7 protein-coding genes are annotated in these 8359 nt (G+C 69.6%); 6 read left to right on the forward strand and 1 reads right to left on the reverse strand.

Features of this window, described 5'->3' with window-relative positions; translation table 11 throughout:
- The first annotated feature begins 156 nt into the window (after positions 1–156).
- The 5 genes from ACFWW9_RS04315 to ACFWW9_RS04335 are packed head-to-tail and all read left to right on the forward strand — an operon-like array spanning position 157 to position 5756.
- Positions 157–1443: a sugar ABC transporter substrate-binding protein gene (locus ACFWW9_RS04315; protein WP_390371206.1), complete on the forward strand. Its 1287-nt coding sequence runs from the start codon at positions 157–159 to the stop codon at positions 1441–1443.
- A 9-nt stretch (positions 1444–1452) separates the two neighbouring features.
- The gene (locus ACFWW9_RS04320) at positions 1453–2442 is read left to right on the forward strand and encodes a carbohydrate ABC transporter permease (RefSeq protein WP_390371208.1); all 990 of its coding nucleotides are present in this window, start codon (positions 1453–1455) and stop codon (positions 2440–2442) included.
- Complete coding sequence (locus ACFWW9_RS04325; RefSeq protein ID WP_390371210.1) at positions 2439–3260, forward strand: carbohydrate ABC transporter permease; 822 nt, start codon at positions 2439–2441, stop codon at positions 3258–3260. The genes ACFWW9_RS04320 and ACFWW9_RS04325 overlap by 4 nt, the downstream gene beginning before the upstream one ends.
- Positions 3261–3265: 5 nt before the next feature.
- Positions 3266–4699 carry a glycoside hydrolase family 3 protein gene (locus tag ACFWW9_RS04330; RefSeq protein ID WP_390371212.1) on the forward strand — a complete coding sequence of 478 codons (1434 nt, stop codon included), beginning with the start codon at positions 3266–3268 and terminating at the stop codon, positions 4697–4699.
- A 13-nt stretch (positions 4700–4712) separates the two neighbouring features.
- Positions 4713–5756 carry an SIS domain-containing protein gene (locus tag ACFWW9_RS04335; RefSeq protein WP_390371214.1) on the forward strand — a complete coding sequence of 348 codons (1044 nt, stop codon included), beginning with the start codon at positions 4713–4715 and terminating at the stop codon, positions 5754–5756.
- A gap of 124 nt (positions 5757–5880) precedes the next feature.
- Here the strand turns inward: ACFWW9_RS04335 and nagA are convergent, their stop codons facing one another.
- On the reverse strand, positions 5881–7083 hold the full coding sequence (gene nagA, locus ACFWW9_RS04340; RefSeq protein ID WP_390371215.1) for an N-acetylglucosamine-6-phosphate deacetylase: 1203 nt from the start codon (positions 7081–7083) through the stop codon (positions 5881–5883).
- 186 nt (positions 7084–7269) lie between these two features.
- Here nagA and ACFWW9_RS04345 point away from each other — a divergent pair, with 186 nt between their 5' ends.
- Complete coding sequence (locus ACFWW9_RS04345) at positions 7270–7944, forward strand: FadR/GntR family transcriptional regulator (protein WP_390371216.1); 675 nt, start codon at positions 7270–7272, stop codon at positions 7942–7944.
- Positions 7945–8359: the final 415 nt, after the last annotated feature.

Below are 8359 nucleotides of genomic sequence, written 5' to 3' on the forward strand. Positions count from 1 at the left end.
CCCCGACAAGCCATAGGAAATTCGTCGGATGACTTTGCAACGTCTCGGCAACGTGCTTGACAGGGGCTGTGGCGCGGCACACTCTAGGCCGCATTGGTCTACACCACTTGGCTGGTCCCGGTCGATGTTCGACCGGGCTTCTGAAAGGGCGCAAACGTGAAGGGCTGGAGAGGACTTGCCGTTGGTGCCGCCGCACTGGCGGTAACCGTGGCCGGATGTGGCACGAGCCCGTCGGGTACGACGGCCGCTGAGTCGAGCGGCCCGAAGACCCTGACGGTCTGGCTGATGGACGGCTCCGCGCCGACCACGCTGACCGACGCCTTGAACAAGGAGTTCCAGGACTCGAACAAGGACGTCACGGTCAAGTACGAGGTCCAGAAGTGGGGCGGCATCCAGGAGAAGCTGACCACGGCGCTGACCAGCGACACCCCGCCGGACGTCATCGAGCTCGGCAACACCCAGACGCCGAAGTTCGCGTCCGAGGGCACGCTGCTCGACCTGACCGGTGACGCCGCCAACCTCAACGGCGGCGAGTGGCTCGGCGGCCTCAAGGACTCCCTCACGTGGGAGAACAAGCAGTTCGGCCTGCCGTTCTACGCGTCGAACCGCACCGTCCTGTACCGGACGGACCTGTTCGAGGCCGCCGGCATCACCGCGCCGCCCACCTCGAACGACGAGTGGCTGGCCGCGATCGAGAAGCTGAAGACCGCCAACGCGTCCAACCCGGACTTCCAGGCGCTCTACCTGCCGGGCCAGTCCTGGTACACGCTGCTCTCGTTCATCTGGGACCAGGGTGGCGACGTCGCGAAGAAGGACGGCGACAAGTTCGTCGGCTCGCTCGACTCCGCCCAGGCCAAGGCGGGCGTGGACTTCTACAAGAAGCTCGTCGACGCCTCCGGCACCAAGGCCCCGAAGGACACCGACGAGGCCAAGCCGCAGCAGATGGAGGTCTTCGGCACGGGCAACGTGGCGATGATGATCGGTCTGCCGTGGGAGCTGGGCGGCGCCGTCAAGGCCAACCCGGACCTGGAGAAGAAGACCTCCGCGTTCCCGATCCCGTCCAAGACCGCCGGCAAGGCCGCTCCCGTGTTCCTCGGCGGCTCCAACCTCGCGATCCCGGCCGGTAGCAAGAACGTCGACCTGGCCAAGAGCTACCTGAAGCTGCTCAGCAGCAAGAAGTACCAGGACCAGCTCGGCGCCGCAGGCACCGTGCCCGGCACCTCGAAGGACACCGCCTCGCTCGCCTCCAACCCGGTCGGCAAGGCGCTCGCCGCCTCCTCGGCCAACGGCAAGGTCACCCCGGCCACGCCGAAGTGGGCGGCCGTCGAAGCGGGCCAGAACCCGCTGAAGGACATGCTCACCGCGTACCTCACCGGCGCGAAGAGCCTGGACCAGGCCACGGGCGACGCCAACACAGCGCTGACCGCGTTGCTCGGCGGCTGACGATCCCCGATGACGGCCGTTGAAACGACCGACGCCGCGGTGCCGGTGAGGACTTCCTCGCCGGCACCGCGGCGTGCCGTTGCGGGCGGCGCGAGGCGCCGCCGGGGTAGCGCCTTCGACCGGTTGCTGCCGTACCTGCTGCTGGCCCCCGCCGTGATCGGCATCCTGTGGCTGATCGGTTTCCCGGTCGTCTCGGTGGTGGTGACCAGTTTCCGCAAGCTCGACCTGGGTGAACTCGTCCGCGGCGAGGTCAAGTGGGTCGGACTGGACAACTACACCAAGGTCCTGAGCGACCCGCGCTTCTGGGAGATCACCGTCCGCACGGTGGTCTTCACGGCCGTCGTGGTGGCCACCTCCGTGGTGGTGGGGCTCGTGATCGCGCTGCTGATGCGCCAGCTCAGCACGCCGATCCGCATCCTGCTCCAGGTGTGCATGCTGCTGGCGTGGGCGATGCCGATCATCGCGTCGACCACGGTCTACCAGTGGATCTTCGACCAGCAGTACGGGATCCTGAACAAGATCCTGGTGAAGCTCGGCTTCGACTACGCGGGCCACTCGTGGTTCTCCACGGGCACGGCGACGCTGTCGGTCATCGGGCTGCTCATCGTGTGGCAGGCGATCCCCTTCCTCGCCTTCTCCCTCTACGCGGGCGTGATCGGCGTCCCCGCGGACCTCTACGAGGCCGCGGGCATCGACGGCGCGACGGCGTGGCAGACGTTCCGGGCGGTCACCTGGCCCGAGCTGAAGCCCCTGCTGATGATGGTGACGTTCCTGTCGCTGCTGTGGGACTTCAAGGTCTTCACCCAGATCTGGGTGTTCAAGGAGGGTGGGCCGAGCGGCGGTTCCACGACGCTGCCGGTCCTGCAGTACCTGGAGGGCATCTCGCAGAGCCACTTCGGCGTGGCCGCGGCGGTGAGCGTGCTCATGGTCGTCATCCTGACCCTGCTGACGGTGTCCTACCTGCGGAAGCTGCTCCAGACCCAGGAGGGCAAGCTGTGAACGCGAAGAAGGTGTCGGCGAACGTCGTCGCGGTGTTCATCGCGGCGTTCTTCGCCTTCCCCACCTACTGGATGGTCACGACGGCCCTCAAGCCGAAGAAGGACCTGCTCTCCAGCGACTTCGACCTGATCCCGTCGTCGGTGACGAACAGCAACTTCGTCACCGCGTGGACCAAGCCGGGCTTCCTCCAGTCGCTGGGCAACAGCCTGCTCGTCTCGCTGTCCGCCGTGGTGGCGGCGCTGGTGATCGGCCTGCTGGCCGCGCTCGCGCTGTCCCGCATGCGCTTCCGCGGCCGCAAGGGCTTCGTGATGCTCATGCTCGTCGCGCAGATGGCGCCGTTCGAGGCCCTGCTCATCCCCATGTTCCTGATGATGCGCGACCTCGGCCTGTACCAGCAGCTGTCGTCGCTGATCCTCATCTACTTCGCGGTGACGCTGCCGTTCTGCGCGTGGACCCTGCGCGGCTTCGTGAACGGCATCCCGATCGAGCTGGAGGAGGCCGCCATGGTCGACGGCTGCGGCCGGTGGGGCGCGTTCCGGCGCGTCACGCTGCCGCTGCTCGGCCCCGGCCTCGTCGCCACGTCGGTGTTCGCGTTCATCACGGCGTGGAACGAGTTCCTGTTCGCCAAGGTCATGGTGCGCGCCGAGGACAAGGAGACCCTGCCCGTGTGGCTGAGCGGCTTCCAGTCCGCGTTCGGCACCGACTGGGGCGGCGCGATGGCCGCGTCCGCCCTGTTCACCGTGCCCGTGCTCGTGTTCTTCCTCATCGTCCAGCGGAAGATGGTCACCGGCGTCACCGCCGGTGCCGTGAAGGGATAGAGCGCATGTCGCTGCACCGGCTCGCGGCCGCCGTCCTGCTACCGGGTTTCCACGGGACCACCGCTCCCGACTGGTTGCTCAAGCGCGTGACCGACGGGCTGGGCGGCGTCGTGCTGTTCGGCCGCAACGTCGTGGACGACGACCAGGTCACCGCGTTGAACGCGCAGCTCCGCGCGGCACGCGGCGACGTGGTCATCGGCATCGACGAGGAGGGTGGCGACGTCACCCGCCTCGACGCCGGCAAGGGCTCGGAGGTGCCGGGCAACCACGCCCTCGGCGCCACCGGCGACCTCGCCCTGACGCGGGAGGTGGCCGCCTCCATCGGCGCCCGCCTCGCCGCGTGCGGCGTCAGCCTCAACCTGGCGCCCTCGGCCGACCTCGTGCTGACCCTGGAGGACCCGATCATCGGCGTCCGCGCCTTCGGGTCGGACCCGGTCGTCGCGGGCGAGCACGTGGCCGCGTTCGTGGAGGGCCAGCAGGCCGACGGCGTGGCGGCGTGCGCCAAGCACTTCCCCGGCCACGGCGCGTCCACCGCCGACTCGCACCGCGAGCTGCCGGTGCTGCCCAGGACCGTCGCCGAGCTGAACGCCGTGGAGCTGGTGCCGTTCCGGGCCGCCATCGCCGCGGGCGTCCGCTCGGTGATGACCGGGCACCTCGTCATCCCCGAGTGGGGCGAGGCACCGGCCACGCTCAACCCCAAGGCCATCGCCGTGCTCCGCGACGAGCTGGGCTTCACCGGCGCGATCATCACCGACGGCCTCGACATGAAGGCCGTGGGCGGCGACCTCGCCCAGGGCTCCGTGCGCGCCCTCGCGGCGGGCGTGGACGCCCTCTGCCTCGGCGGCGAGCCCCTCGACGACGACGGCCTCCAGTGGCTGATCGACAGCATCGTCGCCGCCGTCGAGTCCGGCGCCCTCTCCCGCCAGCGCCTCGAAGAAGCAGCGACCCGCACCGCGGCGCTCGGCACCCCTCCCGCGACCGTCACCGGTCACGACGCCGAAATCGGCCTGGTAGCCGCGCGAAGGGCCGTCGAGGTCACCGGCGAGCTGGTCATTACCGGTCCACTGCTCGTGGTGGACCTGGTCGTCGCCCCGTCGGAGGCCGTCGGCGCGGTGCCGTGGGGCCTCGGCCCGTACCTCACCGAGCTCGTGGAGGGCACGGAAGTGCTGGCCACGGACTCGGTCACCGCCGAGGAGGTCGCGGAGAAGGCCGACGGCCGGACCGTGATCGTGGTGACACGGGAGGCCCACCGGCACGCCTGGGCTCGCGATCTGGTCGCCGACATGACTAGAATTGGTCTGGACCTGGTGCACGTCGAAACCGGCGTGCCCGGTCCGGACCTGGGCACTGCCGCCCGCGTGAACACCCATGGCGGTTCACGGGTGTGCCTGCGAGCCGCGGCAGAGCGCATCGCCTCAAGCCGCCTCAAGACCACCTGACAGGGGTTACGAGATGACCGAGCAGCAGCCCGGCCAGCACATGGCGGCGGAGATCGCGCAACAGCCAGCGATCTTCGCCGACCTCGTCCAGCGGCGTGCCGAGATCGCGGAGGTCGCCGCGGTCGTCCGCGACCGCAAACCCAGGTTCGTCCTGTTCGCGGCCCGCGGTTCCAGCGACCACGCGGCCCTCTACGCGAAGTACCTGACCGAGGTCCTCCTGCAACTCCCCGCAGGCCTCGTCTCCCCCTCCACGACCACGCTGTACGGCGGCAAGCCGGACCTGCGCGACGTCCTCGTCGTGTCGGTCAGCCAGAGCGGCGGCTCCCCGGACCTCCTGGAGGTCACGCAGGCCGCCCGCGCGCAGGGCGCGTTGACCGTGGCGGTCACCAACACGTCCGACTCGCCCCTCAACGGCGCGGCCGAGCTGTCGGTCGACGTCCGCGCGGGCGTCGAGCACGCCGTGGCTGCCACCAAGACCTACTCGGCGACGCTGCTGGCGCTGTACCTGCTGTTCGACGCCATCCGCGGCGGGAACGGCGAACACGCCGCCAACCTCGGCGACCTCGCCCAGTCCACTTTGGACGCGTCGAACGACGCGGTGGCGGAAGCCGTGCAGCGCTACCGCTTCGTGGACCGCGTCCTCACCACCGGCCGCGGCTTCTCGCTCCCCACGGCGCTGGAAGCGGCCCTCAAGCTCGCGGAGACCAGCTACCTGGGCGCCCGCGCCTACTCCGGCGCGGACCTCCTGCACGGCCCCGTGGCCGCCGTGGACGGCGAGACGGCCGTCCTCGCGGTCACCAGCACCGGCAAGGGCGGCGACGCCCTCCACGAGGTCCTGGACGTCGTCCACGGCCGCGGCGCGGACGTGCTCGCGGTCGGCTCGGCGGCCGACAAGGTCTCCGCGGCCCTGCGCATCCCGGTCGCGGAAACGGCCGAGGAAGTGGCCCCCATCCTGGAGATCCTCCCCGTCCAACGCCTGGCCCACGGCCTCGCGCTGGCCCGCGGCGGCGACCCGGACAGCCCGCGCGGCCTGAAGAAGGTCACCCGCACCCGCTAGACCGCAACGGAAGAGGGGCCCTCCACCCGGAGGGCCCCTCTTCCGTTCTCACTCCCGGAACACCAACGGGGACCCCGCGACCACGGTCGCAAGGCCCCCGCCACCCCCCCCGGTTCCCCCCAGGTCACTGCCCGGCGGTCGCGTACCCCACAGCCGGGGCCAGCACGCCACCGGCGTCCGCGTCGAACACGACCGCCCCGTCCACCCAGACCTTGCGCGGGTTGAGGTCCTCGTCCCACCACACCAGGTCGGCCACGGCCCCCGGCGCCAAGCGCCCGAGCCCCGACTCCCCGATGACCTCGGCGGGGATGATCGTCGCCGAGGCCAGGGCGTCGGCGACGTCCACACCGACCGACACGATGTTCCGCACGGCCCGGTCCAACGTCAGCGCGCTGCCCGCGATGGTCCCCTCCGGCGACCGGGGCACCCCGTCCTCGGTCAGCAGCACGTCGGCCCCGCCGAGCTGGTAGCGCCCCGGCGGCATCCCCGCGGCGGCGACGGCGTCGGTCACCAGCGCCACCCGGTGCCCTGCGGCGTTGAACACCAACCGGCAGACGTCCGGCCCCACGTGCGCCAGGTCGGCGATGAGCCCGAGCGTGAACCGCTCGTCCACCAGCGCCACTCCGGGCACACCCGGTTCCCGGTGCCCCAACGGCCGCTGCGCGTTGAACAGGTGGGTCACCATCCGCGCGCCCGCGTCCGCCGCGGCGCGCGTCTGCGACCCCGTGGCGTCGCTGTGCCCGACGGCCACCAGGATCCCGGCCTCGGACAGCCGCCGAACGGCTTCCAGCCCACCGGGCTGCTCCGGGGCCAGCGTGACCATCCGCAGCGCCCGCCGCAACGTCTCGTCGGCCAGCAGCTCGTCGATCTGGGCGGCGCCGGGTTCGACCATCAACGCCGGGTCGTGCACACCGGGTCGTTTGGGCGACAGGAACGGTCCTTCGAAGTGCACCCCCAACGGCCGCGCGCCGACCCCCTCGGGCAGCGCGGCGGAGGCCGCCAGCACCGCGCGGGCCTGCCGGATGGCGATCGGCACGGGGGCGGTGATCAGCGTGGGCAGGAACCGGGTCACCCCGGTCTGCGGCAACGCCTCGGCCACCACCCTCATGCTCGCGGTGTCCACTTCGGCGAAGTCGACACCGACCGCCCCGTTGATCTGGATGTCCACCAGACCGGGGGTGAGCAGTCCGTCGGCCAGCACTTCGGCGCCAGCAGGCGGTTCACCCGCGACGACCTCGACGATCCGCCCGGCCCGGATGCGCACGTAGGCGGGACCGGTGATGGTGCGACCGAGTAGTGCTCGCGGGGCTGCGACAACCGTGTCCAAGGTCCCTCCTCAAATGGTCCAGACCATTATGGCGGCAAAACACTGATTTAGTCACGTCCGGTGAGAAGATAACCGACTAAGTCCACGATCAGTCGGACATGAACAAGGAGGGGACACGCGGAACCCACACGAGTAGCCCATACTGGACACCAGACATCCGAGGTCTACTACCGAGTCGAGGGTGCCGTGGCAGTCACGGACGACGCGATCCTGCGTGTCAAAGAGATGATCGTCAGCGGGGAGTTGAAGCCGGGCGACCGACTTCCCCGCGAAGCGGACCTGGCAGAACGCCTGGGCCTCTCCCGCAACTCCCTGCGAGAAGCGGTGAAGGCCTTGTCACTGGTGCGAGTCCTCGACGTCCGCCAGGGCGACGGCACGTACGTCTCCAGCCTCCGCGCGGACGACCTCCTCGGAGCCCTGTCGTTCGTCCTGGACCTCCACCGAGGAGAAGACTCGGTCCTGGAAGTCCTCCAGGTAAGACGAATCCTGGAACCCGCAGCCTCAGCGATGGCAGCACAACGCATCACCCCGGACGAGATCGCCACCCTCAGAGCCATGTGCGACGCGGGCGAAAACGCCAGGTCGGTAGAGGAACTGGTAGACCACGACCTCGAGTTCCACCGCGCGATCGCCAAGTGCTCCGGCAACGCCTACCTGGCCCAACTACTGGACACCCTGGCAGGCCCCACAGTGCGAGTGCGCATCTGGCGAGGCATAGCCCAAGCCGGAGCAGCGGAACGCACGATCGCAGAACACCGAGCCATTGTGGACGCACTGGCACTACGAGAAACCGAACTGGCCCGCTCCTGGACCACAGTCCACGTAGCAGGCGTAGAACAGTGGCTCTCAGACCTGGCCTGAGCAAAAGTGCCAGACCAGGGAAGCAACCACAACGCACCCAGCCCCGGCCCCGGCCCTACCTGCACCGCACGGATCTGGCCTTCTCTTCCGGCCCCCGGCCGGCACCCGCACCGAGACCAATCGCAACGGCCCTTTGGGCCCCCGGCCGCCACTAGCACCGCACGGAACTGGACTAAATATCTTCCGGCCCCCGGCCGCCACTGGCACCGATCCCAACCGCACTGTCTTCTTCCGGCCCCCGGCCGGCACCCGCACCGGGACCAAACCAGACCGTGCCGGCAGGTTCTTTTAACCCCCAACCCTGGCAACCCCCGATTGTTTTTGCGCCCCCACCCTCTTTCGCTTTGTCAAGCCGTCTTTCCAGGCTTGACAAAGCGAAAGAGGGTGGGATAATCGGCGCAATCGGGGGTTCAGC

It is taken from the genome of Umezawaea sp. NPDC059074 (assembly GCF_042738955.1).
Classification (GTDB): Bacteria; Actinomycetota; Actinomycetes; order Mycobacteriales; family Pseudonocardiaceae; genus Umezawaea.